Source organism: Streptomyces chiangmaiensis, assembly GCF_036281785.1.
Taxonomy (GTDB): Bacteria; Actinomycetota; Actinomycetes; order Streptomycetales; family Streptomycetaceae; genus Streptomyces; species Streptomyces chiangmaiensis.
The window spans coordinates 1-17,283 of sequence record NZ_JAYWVC010000170.1 but is presented as its reverse complement, the minus strand read 5'-3'; the positions used below and the strand labels follow the sequence as shown (position 1 = coordinate 17,283).

The 17,283-nt window shown below is 71.9% G+C and carries 20 protein-coding genes; 13 read left to right on the top strand and 7 right to left on the bottom strand.

Annotated elements, in window-relative coordinates:
• On the bottom strand, positions 1-748 hold a 748-nt coding region (locus VXC91_RS33095), incomplete at its 3' end, for a lysozyme (RefSeq protein ID WP_329511047.1).
• Between the two features lie 196 nt (positions 749-944).
• Here VXC91_RS33095 and VXC91_RS33090 point away from each other — a divergent pair.
• The 3 genes from VXC91_RS33090 to VXC91_RS33080 all read left to right on the top strand — a co-directional run bounded on the left by VXC91_RS33090 (position 945) and on the right by VXC91_RS33080 (position 4,535).
• Positions 945-1,673 (top strand): class II aldolase/adducin family protein, encoded by a 729-nt coding sequence (locus VXC91_RS33090; RefSeq protein WP_329511046.1) that lies wholly within the window; start codon positions 945-947, stop codon positions 1,671-1,673.
• A gap of 113 nt (positions 1,674-1,786) precedes the next feature.
• Complete coding sequence (locus tag VXC91_RS33085) at positions 1,787-2,914, top strand: alpha/beta hydrolase family protein (protein ID WP_329511045.1); 1,128 nt, start codon at positions 1,787-1,789, stop codon at positions 2,912-2,914.
• Between the two features lie 211 nt (positions 2,915-3,125).
• On the top strand, positions 3,126-4,535 hold the full coding sequence (locus tag VXC91_RS33080; protein WP_329511044.1) for a hypothetical protein: 1,410 nt from the start codon (positions 3,126-3,128) through the stop codon (positions 4,533-4,535).
• 7 nt (positions 4,536-4,542) lie between these two features.
• Here VXC91_RS33080 and VXC91_RS33075 read toward each other — a convergent pair whose 3' ends face one another.
• Positions 4,543-4,956: a VOC family protein gene (locus VXC91_RS33075; protein WP_329511043.1), complete on the bottom strand. Its 414-nt coding sequence runs from the start codon at positions 4,954-4,956 to the stop codon at positions 4,543-4,545.
• Between the two features lie 445 nt (positions 4,957-5,401).
• On the opposite strand from VXC91_RS33075, the gene VXC91_RS33070 reads away from it, so the two are divergent.
• From VXC91_RS33070 to VXC91_RS33060, 3 genes are all read left to right on the top strand, one after another.
• On the top strand, positions 5,402-7,000 hold the full coding sequence (locus tag VXC91_RS33070) for an ABC-F family ATP-binding cassette domain-containing protein (protein ID WP_329511042.1): 1,599 nt from the start codon (positions 5,402-5,404) through the stop codon (positions 6,998-7,000).
• 370 nt (positions 7,001-7,370) lie between these two features.
• Entirely contained in the window at positions 7,371-7,592 is a 222-nt protein-coding gene (locus VXC91_RS33065) for a helix-turn-helix domain-containing protein (RefSeq protein WP_009337982.1), read from the top strand.
• Positions 7,593-7,736: 144 nt separating this feature from the next.
• Positions 7,737-8,528 carry an enoyl-CoA hydratase/isomerase family protein gene (locus tag VXC91_RS33060; RefSeq protein WP_329511041.1) on the top strand — a complete coding sequence of 264 codons (792 nt, stop codon included), beginning with the start codon at positions 7,737-7,739 and terminating at the stop codon, positions 8,526-8,528.
• 28 nt (positions 8,529-8,556) lie between these two features.
• Here VXC91_RS33060 and VXC91_RS33055 read toward each other — a convergent pair whose 3' ends face one another.
• Positions 8,557-9,300 carry a nucleopolyhedrovirus P10 family protein gene (locus tag VXC91_RS33055; RefSeq protein ID WP_329511040.1) on the bottom strand — a complete coding sequence of 248 codons (744 nt, stop codon included), beginning with the start codon at positions 9,298-9,300 and terminating at the stop codon, positions 8,557-8,559.
• Positions 9,301-9,388: 88 nt separating this feature from the next.
• Here VXC91_RS33055 and VXC91_RS33050 point away from each other — a divergent pair, with 88 nt between their 5' ends.
• Genes VXC91_RS33050 through amaP form a run of 5 tightly spaced genes read left to right on the top strand, consistent with a single transcriptional unit; the run spans position 9,389 to position 11,753 of the window.
• Positions 9,389-9,868 (top strand): Asp23/Gls24 family envelope stress response protein, encoded by a 480-nt coding sequence (locus VXC91_RS33050; RefSeq protein ID WP_329511039.1) that lies wholly within the window; start codon positions 9,389-9,391, stop codon positions 9,866-9,868.
• Between the two features lie 29 nt (positions 9,869-9,897).
• Entirely contained in the window at positions 9,898-10,083 is a 186-nt protein-coding gene (locus VXC91_RS33045; RefSeq protein WP_329511038.1) for a hypothetical protein, read from the top strand.
• A 3-nt stretch (positions 10,084-10,086) separates the two neighbouring features.
• On the top strand, positions 10,087-10,506 hold the full coding sequence (locus VXC91_RS33040; protein WP_329511037.1) for a hypothetical protein: 420 nt from the start codon (positions 10,087-10,089) through the stop codon (positions 10,504-10,506).
• The gene (locus VXC91_RS33035; RefSeq protein WP_329511036.1) at positions 10,503-11,168 is read left to right on the top strand and encodes a DUF6286 domain-containing protein; all 666 of its coding nucleotides are present in this window, start codon (positions 10,503-10,505) and stop codon (positions 11,166-11,168) included. Before VXC91_RS33040 ends, VXC91_RS33035 begins: the two co-directional genes overlap by 4 nt.
• A gap of 6 nt (positions 11,169-11,174) precedes the next feature.
• Positions 11,175-11,753, top strand: a complete 579-nt coding sequence (amaP, locus tag VXC91_RS33030; protein ID WP_329511035.1) for an alkaline shock response membrane anchor protein AmaP — start codon at positions 11,175-11,177, stop codon at positions 11,751-11,753.
• Between the two features lie 38 nt (positions 11,754-11,791).
• On the opposite strand, the gene VXC91_RS33025 is transcribed toward amaP, so the two are convergent.
• The 4 genes from VXC91_RS33025 to VXC91_RS33010 all read right to left on the bottom strand — a co-directional run bounded on the left by VXC91_RS33025 (position 11,792) and on the right by VXC91_RS33010 (position 15,011).
• Positions 11,792-12,547: an SDR family oxidoreductase gene (locus VXC91_RS33025; protein ID WP_329511034.1), complete on the bottom strand. Its 756-nt coding sequence runs from the start codon at positions 12,545-12,547 to the stop codon at positions 11,792-11,794.
• Positions 12,548-12,808: 261 nt separating this feature from the next.
• On the bottom strand, positions 12,809-13,639 hold the full coding sequence (locus tag VXC91_RS33020; protein WP_329511033.1) for an SURF1 family cytochrome oxidase biogenesis protein: 831 nt from the start codon (positions 13,637-13,639) through the stop codon (positions 12,809-12,811).
• A gap of 49 nt (positions 13,640-13,688) precedes the next feature.
• Positions 13,689-13,922, bottom strand: coding sequence for a hypothetical protein (locus VXC91_RS33015; protein WP_329511032.1), 234 nt, complete (start codon positions 13,920-13,922; stop codon positions 13,689-13,691).
• A 78-nt stretch (positions 13,923-14,000) separates the two neighbouring features.
• On the bottom strand, positions 14,001-15,011 hold the full coding sequence (locus VXC91_RS33010) for a DEDDh family exonuclease (protein ID WP_329511031.1): 1,011 nt from the start codon (positions 15,009-15,011) through the stop codon (positions 14,001-14,003).
• Between the two features lie 358 nt (positions 15,012-15,369).
• Here VXC91_RS33010 and VXC91_RS33005 point away from each other — a divergent pair, with 358 nt between their 5' ends.
• Both VXC91_RS33005 and VXC91_RS33000 read left to right on the top strand, forming a co-directional pair.
• Positions 15,370-16,080: a VIT1/CCC1 transporter family protein gene (locus VXC91_RS33005; protein ID WP_329511030.1), complete on the top strand. Its 711-nt coding sequence runs from the start codon at positions 15,370-15,372 to the stop codon at positions 16,078-16,080.
• A gap of 172 nt (positions 16,081-16,252) precedes the next feature.
• Complete coding sequence (locus tag VXC91_RS33000; RefSeq protein ID WP_329511029.1) at positions 16,253-17,131, top strand: sterol desaturase family protein; 879 nt, start codon at positions 16,253-16,255, stop codon at positions 17,129-17,131.
• The last annotated feature ends 152 nt before the right edge of the window (positions 17,132-17,283 follow it).

Here is a 17,283-nt window from a genome sequence, read left to right as displayed (position 1 = left end):
TCAGCGCGAACCTCTTCAGTCGGCTCAGGGACCCGTTGAAGAGATTTTGGTCACCCGGCAGGCTGCCGCTGTTGTCGTACTGCCAGAACGTCCAGAACGACCAGCCCGCGGGCAGCGCCCCTGCGTCCGCCGATTCATGGCGGGCGGTCCACAGGGCGTGGTTCGAGGCGAAGGCGCTGCTGCCTCCGGTGCAGGTGTTCCACCAGTGGGCTGTTGTGTAGATCACGGGGCGGCGGCCGGTCCGCCGTTTGATCTCGTCGCTGAACGACCTGATCCATCCGACCATCCCGGCCTCGTTCAGCCCGTAGCACCTCTGCTTCTTGTCGTACGGGTTGTACTCGATGTCGAGGGCCGGCGGGAGCGTCCAGCCGTCGGCCCGCCAGGCACCGCCGTGACGCACGAAGAACGCAGCCTGGGTGGCGCCGGAGGACTTGTCGGGCAGGGCGAAGTGGTACGCGCCCCGGATGAGGCCCGCGGCGCGGGCGCCGTTGTACTGGCTGCCGAAGTAGGGATTGCGGTACGTGGTGGACTCGGTCGCCTTGATGTAGACGAACCGGGCGCCCTTCGCCCGGGCTCCGGCCCAGTCGACGTCCTTCTGATGCGAGGAGACGTCGTGTCCCTTGGGTTTGCCCGCGGCCGAGACCGAGGTCTCCGCCAGGGCGGTTCCCCCCAAAGTGAGCGCCGTCACGCACAATGCGAGGCCGACGATGCGGGCATGACGACGGGACGGTGTGCGATCACGAGCCATGTTTCCCCCCGGAATGGCGACGTGCACGACAAATCGACCAGAGGCTACTGGAAGATCGTTGAAAGTCGGTCGATCGCAGGCCAATCTCCAAGGGGTGATGGATATGTCGGTATATGCACACTTACGGACCCGCGGCCTCCGCCCTACAGTGCGCCGGTCACCGGCGAGCGGGTCACCCCCCTGGAAGGATCGCGGCATGGCTGAGCGGCGTGGCGACGTACGGGACGCGCGGGGGGACGGAACGGGTGGACACGAGCGGGCGGCACCGCCCGGTGCGGGGGGCGAGGTGGCGCGTGCGTGGGACGAACTCGTCGCGACGGCCCGCCGGACTGTGGCCGACGGTCTGGTCGTCGGCACCTCCGGCAACGTCTCCGTACGCGTCGGCGACACCGTGCTGGTGACGCCCACGGGTGTGCCCTACGAGCGGCTGGGGCCGGGTGACGCGGTCGGGGTCGACCTCGACGGACGGCAGGTGCTCGGCTCGCTGCGGCCGACCAGCGAGTTGCCGATGCATCTGGCGGTCTACCGCAGGACGGCGGCGAGGGCCGTCGTCCACACGCACGCCGTGCACGCCACGGCCGTCTCCACCCTGGTACGGGAGCTGCCGCTCATCCACTACATGGCCGCGGCGCTCGGCGGAGCTGTCCGGGTTGCCCCCTATGCGACGTACGGCACGGCGGAGTTGGCCGAGAACATGCTCCGCGCACTGGCCGACCGCACCGCATGCCTTCTGCAGAACCACGGCACGATCGCCCACGGATCGTCGCTGACCCAGGCCTACGACCGCACGGCCCAATTGGAGTGGATGTGCCGCGTGTGGTTGACGGCGTCGTCGGTGCCGGGTCTGTCGCCCGCGCTGCTCACCCCCGAGCAGGTGGCGGAGGTGGCGGAGCGGTTGCGGGGGTACGGGCAGGGCCGCGCGTAGGGGGCTGTCCCCGTGGGAGTGTCCCTGGCGGTTGCCGCAGTGGAGGCCCTCTTGCCGACACCGGCGGAGTCGGTCCACTGGCCGGGGGCGGGCTCCACCGGGAGACTGGACGGGTGCGCACTGTCAAAGCGGCGGCTGCAGCCGTCACCGTAGCCATAGCGGCGGGCGCGGCCGGCGTCGCCGCGGGCCGCCTCGCCAGCGACGCCGCGCTCAAGGTACCCCCGGGTCGCCCGCTGCCCACGGAACCCCGCCTCACCGTGCACTCCCTGGCGGCCGGCCGGATCGCGCTCACCCGCGACCTGGCGTCCCAGCGCCCCGGCACCTACGGCCTGGCCGGCGACGGCTCGCACGCGGTCGTCGGCCCGGTGCTCGACACCGCCCCCCACTCCGCCGACACCGTCGTCCGCCGTCTGGAACGCGTCACGCACGGCACGCTCGAACCCGGCGACAAGGCCTGGCTCACGCCGAATCTGTACATCGGCGACCCGCGCAGCGCCCTCGGCCTCGACCACGCCGACGTCGACGTGCCCGGGGAACTCGGGGCCATGCCGGCCTGGTTCGTTCCCGGCGTCCGTGACACCTGGGTGATCACCGTGCACGGGCTCGGCGCCACCCGGGAACACCCCATGAACGTCATGGGGTTCCTCAGCCGCCTCCGGTTCCCGGTTCTCGACATCACCTACCGCGGCGACGTCAAGGCGCCCCGGCCCCCGGACGGGCTGAACCACCTCGGCGAGACCGAGTGGCAGGACGTGGACGCCGCCCTCCGCTACGCCGTGCGCCACGGCGCGGAGCGCGTCGTCCTGCACGGCTGGTCCACCGGCGCCACCATGGCGCTGCGCGCCGCCACGCACTCCCCGCTGCGCGAGCGGATCTCCGGGCTCGTCCTCGACTCGCCGGTGCTCAGCTGGGAGGCCACGCTGCGCGCCCTCGCCGCGGCCCGCCGCACCCCCGGGGCGCTGCTGCCGCTGGCCGTGCGCGCCGCCCAGGGCCGCACCGGTCTGTACGGCGACGGTGTCCGGGACGCCGCGGAAGCGAACCTGCTGCGGGTGCCGGCCCTGGTCTTCCACGGCCCCGACGACACGGTGGCCCCCTGGGGTCCCTCACGGCGCCTCGCCGAGCGTCGCCGTGACCTGGTCACCCTGCAGACGGTGCGGAACGCTCCGCACGGCGCGATGTGGAACGTGGACCCCGAGGCCTACGAAGAGGCGATGCGGCGCTTTCTGATCCCGCTCATGTAGTCAGGGCCTCGCCGCCTGCGCCTCCGCCGCCGGTTCGGCACCGCGGGGCCGGCGCCCGGAGCCACCCCGGCGCAGTGCCTTCCGTTTGGCCCCTTCGACAAGCCCTTTCCCCGTGCACACGCCCTCTCCGGGCCGTTGGCGTCGGCCGGCCCTGTCGGCCGCCGTGACATTCCGTTTGGGTTTTCGGACCGTCAACCGGAAGACTGCACCCGTGACGTCCCGTACCCCGCGCGACTCCAGGCTCCGACTCGTCCGCCCGCGGCCGCTGGCCGCCGCTCCCCGAGCGGTGACCCAGCACCGCTCGCGCCGCCCCGCTCCCCGGCCGCCCGAGGGCACACCTCCGCCGGCGGAACTGGCGAGGATGGCCCGCGCCCGGCTGGCCGGCGCAGCCCGTGTGGCCCACTGGGCCGACGCCGCGCTCCGGCCGGGCCGCGACGGCGCGACCGCCCAGGACAGGGGCACGCTCTCGGACGCCACCGCGGAAGGGGCGGCCACCGACCTCGGCCTGACCGTGGCTCAGGTCCGCGCCGACTGGGACACCGCGCGGCTGGCCGGGCTCGTCGAGGTGCACGGCGACAGCGCCCGTCCCGGCTGGCGGCTGCGTGCCTGGAACCGGGACGACTCCGCCGTGCTGCGTGGCTGGGTCGCCCTCTTCGACGCATGGTCGCTCGCCTACCCCGAACCCGTCGACCGCGAGCACGCCGCCGTCGCCGAGGTCGTCTCGGCCATGCCACAGGTGCTCTCCTTCCTGCAGCTGTCCGCGGGCCCCGTCCCGGTCGAGCAGCTGCTCGACCTCCTCGGACAACGGGTCAGCGAACTGCGCACCGAGCGCTGTGAGGTTCCCTACGGGCCGCAGCCCGCCCCGGTCGAGGCCCCGCTCCACGCCGTCGCCGAGAACACCGATCTCGCCCCCCTGCTCGACTGGGCCCTCGACGCGCTCGCCTGCGTCGGCGCCCTCACCTGCGCCGACGGGCAGGCCACCCTCACCCCGATCGGCAGCTGGGCGGTCTGGGTCAAGCTCGAGCAGATCTGTGTCGCCGCGCAGAGCCCGGCCGGGAACATCGAGCAGAACGCCGAGGACATGCTCCGGGGCTGCGCCCGGCTCCGCCCGAACGCGGCGCGCGCCGAGTACCGCGCCTGGCTCGCCGCCCGCACCGTCGGCAGCGCCGTCACCGAGCTCCTCGCTGCCGCCCGGGGAGAGGACGCCCTCCTGCGCGGCCTGGCCTTCGAGGCGCTGCGCGTGGTCGGGGCCGCCGCCGAGGCCGACGTGCGGGCCGCCGCGGACGAGACTCCGCTGCGCCCCTACGCGCTGCTCTGGCTCGCCGAGCACGACGGCACCGACCCGGATGACGCCCACGAGGTGCTCACCCGTGAAGAGGCCACCTGGCTGTGGGTCGACACCGCCGCCGCCGTCGCCGACCATGGCGAAGCCCCGCTGCTGGTACGTCACTTGGAGTCCGCCGTGCAGCCCACCGTCCCCGCGCTGCTCGACGAGGTGCGCGCGGTCGGACATCCCCGCACCGTGCAGGTCCTGGTCGCGCTCGCCGCCGCCCACCCGGACCCGGCGCTGGCCAAGGCCGTGCGCCGCGCCGCGTTCCAGGTCCACACGGGAGGTAGCTGATCGCCGGTCAGCCCGCTGTCTCTGGGGCGTACGTGCCGAAGCTCCAGATGTTGCCCTCGGCGTCCCGGGCCATGTAGTCCCGCGAGCCGTAGTCCTGGTCCGTCGGCGGCATCAGGATGTCCGCACCGTGCTCCACGGCCCGCTGGTGGTGTGCGTCGACGTCGTCCACGACGATGTACACCCCGCACGGGCCCGCGCCCTTCATCGCCTCGTCGAAGAGTCCTCCCCGGCCCTTCGAGCCGAGCATCACCGCGCCGTTGCCCTGCACCAGCTCGGCGTGCAGCACCGAGCCGTCCTCGCCCTCGTACACCGACAGCTCCGTGAAGCCGAACGCCTCCGTCAGCTGCCTGATCGCCGACTTGGCGTCCGCGTACAACAGGGTCGGGTAGATGCTCGGACGCCTGCCGTCCATGCCCGCCATTCCGATCACTCCTTCCGGTGTCCCGGCCGGAACTTCGGCCTGTCATGGAGTCTCGCACCGGCCACTGACAACGGCCCCGGTGCCGAATGGACGAGACGAGGCGACGCCGGAGGACGGAGTGCGGCCCCCGATGCGTCGTGCGCCGTCCGCCGCCGCGAAGGCCATCCTCGTACGATCCCGGACCGCGGCGCCCGGCCATGCCACGAACGAGGGACACCTGGCCGCGTCACGCCCTCGTACACCGCGCCCGCCCCCACTTCGCGCCCGGTGCGCGTGGACAGGGCGACGGGGAGGGCAACGAGCATCACAGTGCCGAACGCCCGCACATCGAAAAAGTGCTTGCACGGCCCCGTTAGACTGGGGCCCATGGCCATTCTCCTCGCGCATTAGACGGCGGGAACGTCCTCAGCCGTCCATCCCGCCCCCTTCGCCCTGGAGTCTGTCCGTGATCTCCGCCTCCGGTATCGAGCTGCGCGCCGGTGCCCGCATCCTCATCGAGAACGCCAGCTTCCGCGTCGCCAAGGGCGACCGCATCGGTCTGGTCGGCCGCAACGGCGCCGGCAAGACCACTCTCACCAAGGTCCTCGCCGGCGAGGGCATCCCCGCCGGCGGCGCCGTCACCCGCTCCGGCGAGGTCGGCTACCTCCCGCAGGACCCGCGCACCGGCGACCTGGACGTGCTCGCCCGCGACCGCATCCTGTCCGCGCGCGGCCTGGACGTGCTGATCCGCAAGATGCGCGAGAACGAGCAGCGCATCGCCACCGGCAAGGGCAGCACCCGCGACAAGGCGATGAAGCAGTACGAGCGCCAGGAGACGGAGTTCCTGACCAAGGGCGGGTACGCCGCCGAGGCCGAGGCCGCCACCATCGCCGCTGCGCTCAACCTGCCCGACCGCGTGCTGAGCCAGCCCCTGCACACGCTCTCCGGCGGCCAGCGCCGCCGTATCGAGCTGGCCCGCATCCTGTTCTCCGACGCGGACACCCTGCTGCTCGACGAGCCGACCAACCACCTCGACGCCGACTCGATCGTCTGGCTGCGCGACTACCTCAAGACCTACCGCGGCGGCTTCATCGTCATCTCCCACGACGTCGACCTGGTCGACACCGTCGTGAACAAGGTGTTCTACCTGGACGCCAACCGCGCCGCGATCGACATCTACAACATGGGCTGGAAGCTGTACCAGCAGCAGCGCGAGGCCGACGAGAAGCGCCGCAGGCGCGAGCGTGCCAACGCCGAGAAGAAGGCCGCCGCGCTCAACGCCCAGGCCGACAAGATGCGCGCCAAGGCCACGAAGACCGTCGCCGCGCAGAACATGGCCCGTCGCGCCGAGAAGCTGCTGGCCGGCCTGGACGAGGTCCGCCAGTCGGACAAGGTCGCCAGGCTCCGCTTCCCGGAGCCCGCGCCCTGCGGCAGGACGCCGCTGATGGCCGAGAGCCTGTCGAAGTCGTACGGCTCGCTGGAGATCTTCACCGACGTCGACCTGGCCATCGACAAGGGCTCCAGGGTCGTCATCCTCGGTCTCAACGGCGCCGGCAAGACCACCCTGCTGCGGCTGCTGGCGGGTGTCGAGCAGCCGGACACCGGTGCGGTCGTCCCCGGCCACGGCCTCAAGCTCGGCTACTACGCGCAGGAGCACGAGACACTCGACGCGGACCGCACGGTGCTGGAGAACATGCGCTCCGCCGCGCCCGACCTGGACCTCGTCGAGGTCCGCAAGGTGCTGGGCTCGTTCCTGTTCTCCGGCGACGACGTCGACAAACCGGCCAGTGTCCTTTCGGGCGGCGAGAAGACCCGTCTCGCCCTCGCCACCCTGGTGGTGTCGTCCGCGAACGTGCTGCTTCTCGACGAGCCGACCAACAACCTCGACCCCGCCAGCCGCGAGGAGATCCTCGGCGCGCTGCGCACCTACAAGGGCGCGGTTGTCCTGGTCACCCACGACGAGGGCGCGGTCGAGGCGCTCCAGCCGGAGCGGATCATCCTGCTGCCCGACGGCGTCGAGGACCTGTGGGGCGCGGACTACGCGGACCTCGTGACCCTGGCCTGAGCACTCCCGTGCGCGGAGCCGTCAGAGCCGGTTGATCGAATGAATGATCCACTGCGTATGGATCATTCGGCCGATCCGTGATCCATCATCTGTGTGAGATCTCCTCGTACCGGGGTGTGTCCTACACCGAAATCAGGACCTAGCCCTTTCACCCCAAGGGCTAGGCCGTCCTGCGTCGCTGACCTGGTGCTTCCCGGATGAACCCGTTCGGGCGTACGGATACCGCCGGGCGGAATCCAAGATTCCACTCACGGGGATGTGCTCCCGTCGTCAAAACCGTGTCGCACGGACCTTGCCGAATGGGTGGCCATCGCGCCTCCGAGGGGTGATCATGAGGGGACCAGAGCGCACTTCCCATGAGGAGGCACGGGTGGCCGAGACTCTGAAGAAGGGCAGCCGGGTGACCGGCGCCGCGCGCGACAAGCTCGCGGCAGACCTGAAGAAGAAGTACGACTCCGGTGCGAGCATCCGGGCGCTGGCCGAAGAGACCGGCCGCTCGTATGGCTTCGTCCACCGGATGCTCAGCGAGTCGGGCGTCACGCTGCGAGGGCGTGGCGGGGCGACGCGGGGCAAGAAGGCCACGTCGGCCTGACGCCGGGCGGCCCCTCGGATCCGATGGTGGCCACCCGGTCGGTCGGATGACCGGCTGGGTGGTTACTGTGCAGTCGCTTATGGATGCCGTCGTACGGCGTTCTCTCCTGACCGCACCCATCACCGCACCCATCGGAGGCGCCCCATGGCTTCGCTCGATCCGGTACTCGACAAGGACGGCGTACGGCTCACCGTAGACGCGGCGATCGCCACGGTGACGCTGACGAACCCGGCCAAGCTCAACGCCCAGAGCCCCGCTCTGTGGCGGGCGTTGGCGGAGGCAGGGCGCGCGCTGCCCGGTTCGGTGCGTGTGGTCGTGCTGCGTGCCGAGGGCAAGTCGTTCTCGGCGGGGCTCGACCGGCAGATGTTCACGCCCGAGGGGGTCGTAGGGGAACCGTCCTTCACCGATCTCGCGCGCAGCAGCGACACGGAGCTGGACGACGCCATCGCCGGATTCCAGGAGGCGTTCACCTGGTGGCGGCGCAACGACATCGTGTCCATCGCCGCCGTGCAGGGGCACGCGATCGGTGCGGGATTCCAGCTGGCCCTCGCCCCTGACCTGCGTGTCGTAGCGGACGACGTGCAGTTCGCCATGCGCGAGACGAGCCTCGGCCTGGTACCGGACCTCACCGGCACGCATCCACTGGTGGGCCTCGTCGGCTATGCCCGCGCACTGGAGATCTGTGCGACGGGCCGCTTCGTCCTGGCCGAGGAAGCTGTGAACACCGGGCTGGCGAACATCGCCGTGCCGCGTGAGCAGCTCGACGACACGGCGCGGGACCTGGCGTCCGCGTTGCTCGCCGCCCCCCGGGACGCCGTGATCGAGACCAAGGCACTGCTGCGCGGGGCGCAGGAGCGGACGTACGACGAACAGCGTGCCGCCGAGCGGGCCGCGCAAGCCCGTCGGCTGCGGGACCTGGCCGGGGTGGGCGAGTAGGGGGACGCCGGGGCCGTCGCACTTCGGATCAGGACTCGACGGCCGTCACGACGACGGCGACCGACGGACGGTCGAGCAGCGCCTCCGCCACCGCTCCCCGCACAGCCCGGGCCACGTCGATCGCCCGTCGGTCCGCCGCGACCGCCAGTCGCACCCGGACATGGCGGCGCGGCAGCGACCTGTCGCCCTGCCGTTCCTCGATGCGCACTGTCCGGCCATGGGCCCCGGGCGCAGCCATGAGCCGGACCACGCCCGGGACGGACCGTGCGGCCTCGGCCACCGCCGACTCGTCGGCCTCGAAGGGCGGGTCGGGCCCCATCGCCGGCGTCGGTCCCCGTCCAGGCACCCGGGACGGCTCCTCGTCCAGCACGTCCGTCACCCGCAGGTCGACGTCCGTCACCATCAGCCCGAGACCCTCCGCCGCCGTCCTCGCCAGGACCGCGCGGAGGCGGGCGGCAGCCATCGGGACAGGCAGGGTGTCCGGGGCGGTGGGCTGTGCCACGACGGCGCACTCCGCGCTGAGCCGCAGCGGCCCGGGCGGCAGTGCGCCCGGCGGGGGCGGCACCGTGGGCTCGTACGACTCCGCCGGAGCCGCGGGCGTGATCCGCACCTCGTCGAGCCGCACCCCGGGCACCCGCAGGGCACCGGCCCGCAACGCCGAGCAGGCTGCCCTCTCGGTGATCCAGGCGCCGTCGTGTGTGCCGCCCAGCGGCAGCAGTAGTCCCGATGCGCCCCACCGTCGCACCGTGCGCGCCTCCCGGTCCACCGTCATTCCTCCAGCCTGCCGTATCCCCGGGGCGCGAGGGTGGAAGCGCCCTTACGGTGGGTGAGGGAGGACGACCGAAAGGGCACGTACGGCGATGACCGAGATGACCGAGCGGAACCGGTCGGCGACGACCTCCGAGGGTGCGGAGCCGTTGCAGACCCGCAAGCCCACCCGGCGTGGAGGCGGCGATCCCGCGATACGGGGACGGACGACCATCGCCGACGGCGTGGTGGAGAAGATCGCCGCACTGGCGGCGCGTGACGTGCCCGGTGTGCACGACCTCGGCAGCGGGCTCAGCCGCACCTTCGGTGCCGTGCGTGACCGGGTCCCCGGGGGCTCGAAGGCGACGCGTGGCGTGAAGGCCGAGGTCGGCGAGGTGCAGACCGCGCTCGACCTGGAGATCGTCGTCGAGTACGGGGTGTCCATCGCCGACGTGGCCCGCGCCGTGCGCGAGAACGTCATCGCGGCGGTCGAGCGCATGACCGGACTCGAGGTCGTCGAGGTCAACATCGCGGTCAGCGATGTGAAACTGCCCGACGAACGGGACGAGGAGCCGGAGGCGCGGCTCCAGTAGCCGAATCACCGTGAGCTGAGGAGCGCAGCATGGGGTTGGCCGTGATCGGCATGATCGCCGGGATGGCGCTGGGCTTCGCCGGGTACTTCGGGGGCTTCGGCGCGTTCCTGCTCGTGGCGGCCCTCGGCGCCGTCGGCTTCGTCGTCGGCCGCTTCCTGGAAGGGGACCTGGACGTCGACGAGTTCTTCCGTACCCGCGACGACCGGGAGCGGTGACGCGTGCACGACCGGACCGGTGAGCGTGAGCGGAGCGGCGCGGCTCCGACGCCCCCGGGCGTGGTCGCTCCGGCCGAGCGCGGCGCAACCGTTGTCGCCGACCTGGTCGTCGCGAAGATCGCCGCGCAGGCGGCGCACGAGGCGCTGGGTCCGCTGCCGCCGGAGGCCGCGCCGCCGCAGGCCACCGTGGTCGTCCAGCACCCCGCCCTCGACCCGGCTCGAGCAGGGGAGTCCCCGATGGGGACAGCGCGCGTCCAGGTCTGCCTCGAGCTGGGCTACCCCTCCGACATCGGCGGCCAGTGCGGTGCGGTGCGTCGCCGGGTCATTGAGCGGGTAGGCGCTTTGGCGGGGATGGAGGTGCACGAGGTCGCCGTCCAGGTGGCGCGGCTGCATCCCGGCCCGGCACACGGGAGGACGCAATGAGCGAAGCTCAGGGCCGCGAGAGCACGCAGAGGCTCCCGGTCATCGAGAAGACCGCGGACGGCGGACTGGGTCAGTCCACGTCCGCGGCGGCGTACGAGCCGGTGGACGGCGCGCACGGACGCAGCGGCCGTTTCTGGTCGTTGCGCCGCGTCCCGGCGGGCGTCGTGGCGCTGGTCCTCCTGACCGGCGCGATCCTCGCCCTGTACGACATCACGGCCGTCCGGGCCGACCGGTCCGCCTTGCACGCGCGCAAGGTCCTCGTCCGGGAGCTCGCGGAACGGCCCCTCGACGACACCTGGGTGCTGGTCGGCGCGGCAGTGGCGGTGGTCCTCGGCCTGTGGCTGCTGGTGCTCGCCGCGACCCCCGGCCTGCGTGGTGTGCTGACGATGCGTCCGGCGCACGCCGATGTGCGGGCCCGGCTGCACCGGGATGCCGCCGCGACCGTACTGCGCGACCGGGCCATGGAGGTGTCCGGTGTGCAGTCCGTGCGCGTCCGTATGGGACGCAGAAGGGCGGACGTCCGGGCGGTGTCGCACTTCCGGGAACTCGACGAGGTACGAGCCGACTTGGATGCCACTCTTGCCGACGCCGTCCGGGGACTCGGGCTCGCCCGGCCCCCCGGGCTGTCGGTGCATGTGCGACGGACCGGACGGAAGGGGTGAGGCGCGGTGCTACGGATCGTCAACCGTGTACTGATCGGGCTGATCGGACTGGTCCTCGTCGTCCTCGGCGGGTCCGTGCTCTCCATCGGCCTGGGGGTGACTCCGCCGTCGTGGTGGATCCACCGGGGGCCGCACGACGTCCTGCTCAGCGACGCGGAACGCACCCGGTGGCGGGACGAGGGCTGGTGGTGGCCGACCGTGATCGCCGCGCTCACCGTCCTTGTGCTGCTCGCCGTGTGGTGGCTGTCGGCAGTGCTGAGCCGCCGTCGGCTCGCCGAGGTCCTCGTCGACACCGGGGACGGCGCGGGTGCCCTGCTGCGCGGGCGTGCCCTGGAGGGCGTACTCGCCGATGACGCGGGCCGGTTGGACGGCGTTCAAGAGGCTCAGGTGCTGCTGACCGGGCGTCGCAGCGCCCCCGAGGCACGGGTACGGCTCCTGCTCGCACCGTACGTGGACCCCGGGGACGCGCTAGCGCGGCTGACCACCGAGGCACTGGCCCCTGCCCGCGACTCGGCCGGACTCGCGACGCTGCCCACCGAGGTACGGCTGCGCGGGGCCAAGCACCGTGCGGAACGGGTGAGTTGACGCCGTGAGCGGGTGGGCCCCCGGGCCGTGCCCGTGGGTCAGAACCCGTGCCGGGCGCCGCCGTCCACCGGAACCATGATCCCGGTCAGGTACGACGCCGCCGGAGAGAGCAGGAACGCGGCCGTGCGCCCGAACTCCTCCGAGGTGCCGTAGCGGCGCAGCGGGATGCCGGCCTCGTTGGCCGCTCGGGCCGCCTCCGGATCGGCGGAGAGGGCGTCCAGCTCGCGCACCCGGTCCGTGTCGATACGGCCCGGGAGCAGACCGACGGTGCGAATGCCACGCGGGCCCAGCTCGTCTGCGAGGGACTTGGCGAAACCCGCGAGTCCGGGCCGCAGACCGTTGGAAATGGTCAGGCCCGGGATCGGCTCGTACACGGAACCGGACAGAACGAAGCCGATGACGCCGCCCCCGCCCAGTTCCGTGGCGGCGGCGCGGGCCAGCCGCACCGCGCCGAGGAAGACCGACTCGAACGCGGCCGTCCACTGCTCGTCCGTGTTGTCGGCGAGACGGCCCGGCGGCGGGCCGCCGACGCTGATGAGGATGCCGTCGAAACCGCCGAAGTGCTCACGAGCCGTGGCGATCAGCCGGGTCGGCGTCCCGGGGTCGGCGTTGTCGACGGCCATGCCCATCGCGTTCGCACCCAGTGCGGCGGCGGCATCGGCGGCCCGCTCCTCGTCGCGGCCCGTGACGACCACCTTCGCCCCGTCGGCGACGAGCTCCCGCGCGGCCGCGTTGCCCAGCCCGCGAGTGCCGCCGGTGACGACGTACACACGGTCCTTCAGTCCAAGATCCATGGCCCCCATCCTGCCGTCTCGTCCCCTGGAGGGCGAGGGTGGTCCCCACCGGAGCTCGCGGGGGACGATTCCGGTCCCAGCAGCCGGGCCGAGGGGCCGCGGGACGGGTGCTCCGCCCGGCCCCGACGCTCGCGTCCGCCCCGCACGCCATCCCCGTTTCGTGCGTCCCGCACATCCTCTCGTCGCCCCGGCCGCGTTCCTTCCGGGGGCGACGGGTCCGCGGCGCGCACAGTCCGGCCGCGCGACGCCGGACGCGGCCGGTCAGGCCACCGCGGCGGGGGCCGGTTCCTCGCGCGTCTCCTCGGTCGCCTTCGCCCGCTCCCGGGCCTCACGACGGATCAGGATCAGCCAGCCGAGGGGGACCGCAGCCGCGAACAGCCACCACTGGACCGCGTACGGCAGGTTGACGTCGCCGAGGCCGATCCAGCTGCTGTCCTCCTTGGGCGACGGGATCAACTCGGGGCTGCCGCCCTTGGGCGCGGGCGAGGTCAGTTCGATGTAGCCCCCGAGCATCTCCTTGGCGGACCCGTCGCCCGTCCCGCGCAGGAGCGTGCCGACCTGCTTGCTGTTGATCAACATGATCTGGCGGTCCGGCAGGCCCTTGACGTTCTTGATGCCGCTCGCGGCTGTCGTCTCGTCCTGCATCAGCCGTCCGGTGACCGTGGTCTCGCCGCCCTCGGCGGGTGCGGGGATCTTCGGGAAGGCGGTCTGCGAGCCGGGGGAGGGGATCCAGCCCCGGTTGACGAGCAGCGTCCTGCCGTTGTCCAGCACGAACGGCGTCAGGACGTGGTAGCCGACCTGGTCGTCCGTGCTCGTACGGCGGCGCACCACCAGTTCGTGCGCCGTGTCGAAGCGGCCCTTCGCGGTCACCCGGCGGTAGAGGTCGTCGTGCCCGACGGTCCCGCCGACCGAGGTGAGCGACTCGGCGGGCACGGGCTGCGCCGCCAGCGAGTCGTTGATCACCTCGTTCAGCGCCTGCCTGTGGTCATGACGGTGCAGCTGCCAGAATCCCAGCCTGATCATCGTCGGGATGAGCAGGAGGGCCACGAGGGTGAGGATCACCCACTGGCGGGTCAACAGGAAGCGGTACACCCCACGACCGTACAACTCGGTCGTGGGGCGCATTCAGGCGGGTACCGGCTCACACCTTGTCGACGATCCCCACCCTTCCCTCGGCGCGGGAGCAGTGGGCTCCGCAATACCAGTGACCGTCGGCCTCGACTCCCTGGCCGATGATCTGTACACGGCAGTGTTCACAGATGGGCGCCATGCGGTGGATGGCGCAGGAGAAGCAGTCGAAGACGTGCACGGCACCCTGGGCGTGCACCTCGAAGGTCATTCCGTAGTCGTTGCCGCAAACTTCACATCTCGCCATGCGCCACAGCGTGTGCCGTCGTCGCCACGCGGGCGAGTGTGCGCGAGGCGAGTCGCACGGCAATCACCCGTACGTCCGTCAGCGCCCGTCCGGTGCCGGGACTCCCGCTCGCGTCTGCGGGGTCGCGGGTTCCACGTCCCGCAGCAGTTGCCCGAACGCCGCCTCGTCGACCACCGGCGTTCCGTACTGCCGTGCCTTGACCGTCTTCGAGGTGCCCGAGTCGGGGTCGTTGGTGACGAGCAGGCTGGTGAGCCGGGACAGGCTCGTGGCCACGTGCAGGCCCGCCTCGACGGCCCGGTCCTCCAGCAGGTCCCGGTCGACCGAGGTGTCGCCGGAGAAGGCCACCCGCATGCCCTGCTTGAGGCGTTTGCCCTCTTCGTACCGCCCCGGATTGGGGTAGGGGCAGGCGGGGCGCTTGCGGGAAGGACGCCAGGTGCCCGGCCGGTACCCCACCGAGGACTGCCGGCCGATCGTCGGGGAGGCGGACCACTCGGTCAGCGGGCGGCACTCCAGCAGCGGCAGCCGCACACCGCCGTGCGCGGCGGCGTGCAGACTGGGCCGGAACGCCTCGGCCAGCACACGCGCGTCGTCCAGCGCGTGGTGGGCCCGCTGCTGGACGACACCGAAGTGCGCTGCCAGGGTCTCCAGCTTGTGGTTGGCCAGCGGCAGGCCCAGCTCCTTGGAGAGCGCGATGGTGCATAGCCGCTGACGGACCGGTGCCTCGCGCTCCGCGCGCGCGTACTCCCGGGCGATCATCGACCAGTCGAAGACCGCGTTGTGCGCGACGAGGACCCGGCCGGCGAGCCGGGCGGAGAACTCCTCCGCGATGTCCTGGAAAAGCGGCGCCCCTTCGAGCGCTTCGCTCGTCAGGCCGTGGATCCACACGGGGCCCGGGTCGCGCTCCGGATTGACCAGTGTGTACCAGTGGTCCTCGACCTCACCGCGCGCGTCCACCCGGTAGACGGCGGCCGAAATGATCCGGTCGTGCCGGGCCAGGCCGGTGGTCTCCACGTCCACGACCGCGTACCCCTCGGGATACGCGGCCGGCCAAGGGGCCGGGAACGCTGTGGTCGTACGGTCTTCGAGCATGGTCACTGAGGATACGGGCCGCGACTGACAGTGCCGCGAGTGCCCGCGCCCAGCAACCGGTGCGCGCCGCCCTCGCGCGGGGGCGCACGCAACGCCGTGTGCTGCCGAGCGAGTTCGCCGGGGCGCAAGTCGTCGTCCATGCCCCGTCGCGTGCGCCTCGCGTACAAGCACCTGACGGACGGGCAGGAGCGTCCCTTCCGTCAGGTGCTCGTACGCGGACCGTCGCGAGGGGATGGGCCCGTCGGTCGCGGTGGTCGCCGCACCTCTGCCACGGTCTCAGGCGGAGACGGCGAGCCCGCAGTTCGCGCGGGGAGGGTCGGTGCGGCGCCGACCGTGGTCGAGGTGCCATCCTCCCGGTGTGATGGAACCCACGCACGACGAGGCCCATGCAGGCCCCCTCGGCTCTCGACTGAACTGGCTGCGGGCCGCGGTCCTCGGCGCGAACGACGGCATCGTCTCCACCGCGGGGCTCGTGGTCGGCGTGGCGGGCGCGACGACGGCCCGCTCGACCCTTCTGACGGCGGGTCTGGCCGGGCTGCTGGCCGGGTCGATGTCGATGGCGGCGGGCGAGTACGTGTCGGTGTCGACTCAACGGGACTCGGAGAAGGCGGCGCTGGCCATGGAGCGGCGGGAGCTGCGGGAGCAGCCGGAGGCCGAACTGGCGGAGCTGACGGAGCTGCTGGAGGACCGCGGGCTGTCCCGGGAGGTGGCTCGCGAGGCGGCGGTCCAGCTGACGGCGCGGGACGCGCTGCGCGCCCACGCTCGGGTGGAACTCGGCATCGAACCCGACGAACTGACCAATCCCTGGCACGCGGCGTCGGCGAGCTTCCTGGCGTTCACGGTGGGCGCACTGCTGCCGCTGCTGGCCATCGTGCTCCCTCGCGCCTCCCTGCGTCTTCCGGTGACGGTGCTGTCCGTCCTGGCGGCCCTGGTCGTCACCGGCTGGACCAGCGCCCGCCTGGGAGCGGCCGGACCGGTGCGGGCGGTGGTGCGGAACGTGCTGGGCGGGGCGCTGGCCATGGGGGTCACCTATGCCGCCGGGACATTGTTGGGGGCGGTGGGGGTGTGAGGGGCACCGAGCCGAGAACGTGACGCGTCCGGAGCGGAGGAGGCCGGCGCTCACGATCCGGTCCTGCTCGGCTCGTTGCCGGGGATCACCAACCGGGCACGCGCATACTGCCGGCAATACGTGTCGGTAACAGCCCCTGGCCGTGACCGACGCGCGGTTCTACGGTGCACCCATGCCGAACCTGCCCGATGTCGTGCTGTGGTCGATACCCGCCTTTGTGCTGCTCGCCGCGATCGAGATGGTGAGCGTACGCATCCATCCCGACGAGGACGCGGAAGGTTACGACGCCAAGGACGCGGCGACCAGCGTCGGTATGGGGTTCGGCAGCCTCTTCTTCGACTTCTTGTGGAAGATACCGATCGTCGCGATCTACTCGGCGGTCTACGCACTCACGCCCCTGCGTGTTCCCCTTCTGTGGTGGACCGTGCCGCTCATGCTCCTCGCGCAGGACTTCTTCTACTACTGGTCCCATCGCGGTCACCACGTCATCCGGATCCTGTGGGCGTGTCACGTCGTCCACCACTCCAGCCGGAAGTTCAACCTCACCACCGCGCTGCGTCAGCCCTGGACGTCGGTCACCTCCTGGCCCTTCTATGTCCCCCTGGTCGCCGCGGGCGTACATCCGGCCGCGCTGGCGTTCTGCTCCTCGGTGAACCTCGTCTATCAGTTCTGGATCCACACCGAGCGGATCGACAAGATGCCCCGGTGGTTCGAGTTCGTCCTCAACACGCCGTCGCACCACCGTGTGCACCACGCGTCCCAGGGCGGCTACCTGGACCGCAACTTCGGCGGCATCCTGATCCTCTGGGACCGGTTGTTCGGGTCGTTCGTCGCCGAGACCGTCCGGCCCCTGTACGGGCTGACGAAGAACATCGGCACCTACAACCCGCTGACGGTCGCCACCCACGAGTACGTGGCCATCGCCCGGGACTTCAGGGCGGCGAGCAGCTGGGGCGAGCGGGCCGGACGGGTGTTCCGAGGGCCGGGTTGGCAGCCCGTGGCGACGACGCCCCTCGCGGCGGCGCCGGTCGCCGAGGAGCCCGCCACGTAGGAGCGCGCGGGGGGCGCGGGAGCCGGTGGATGCGACGTCGTCCCAGGGCCCTTCGACGAGCGACGCGCGCCGGCGGCGACGTACGGTGAAGTGTGCTCGACCATCCCCGAGCGCACCCGTACAGGACCGATCCACGAGAAGGACCCGCACCA

Bases quoted from the DNA above. Each gene is read 5' to 3' on its own strand.
- VXC91_RS33055 (WP_329511040.1), bottom strand. From the start codon at position 9,300: ATGACGGTGGACCGGGAGGCGCGCACGGTGCGACGGTGGGGCGCATCG.
- VXC91_RS33075 (WP_329511043.1), bottom strand. From the start codon at position 4,956: ATGGCGGGCATGGACGGCAGGCGTCCGAGCATCTACCCGACCCTGTTG.
- VXC91_RS33090 (WP_329511046.1), top strand. From the start codon at position 945: ATGGCTGAGCGGCGTGGCGACGTACGGGACGCGCGGGGGGACGGAACG.
- VXC91_RS33060 (WP_329511041.1), top strand. From the start codon at position 7,737: ATGGCTTCGCTCGATCCGGTACTCGACAAGGACGGCGTACGGCTCACC.
- VXC91_RS33010 (WP_329511031.1), bottom strand. From the start codon at position 15,011: ATGCTCGAAGACCGTACGACCACAGCGTTCCCGGCCCCTTGGCCGGCC.
- VXC91_RS33000 (WP_329511029.1), top strand. From the start codon at position 16,253: ATGCCGAACCTGCCCGATGTCGTGCTGTGGTCGATACCCGCCTTTGTG.
- VXC91_RS33015 (WP_329511032.1), bottom strand. From the start codon at position 13,922: ATGGCGAGATGTGAAGTTTGCGGCAACGACTACGGAATGACCTTCGAG.
- VXC91_RS33045 (WP_329511038.1), top strand. From the start codon at position 9,898: ATGGGGTTGGCCGTGATCGGCATGATCGCCGGGATGGCGCTGGGCTTC.
- VXC91_RS33025 (WP_329511034.1), bottom strand. From the start codon at position 12,547: ATGGATCTTGGACTGAAGGACCGTGTGTACGTCGTCACCGGCGGCACT.
- VXC91_RS33035 (WP_329511036.1), top strand. From the start codon at position 10,503: ATGAGCGAAGCTCAGGGCCGCGAGAGCACGCAGAGGCTCCCGGTCATC.
- VXC91_RS33050 (WP_329511039.1), top strand. From the start codon at position 9,389: ATGACCGAGATGACCGAGCGGAACCGGTCGGCGACGACCTCCGAGGGT.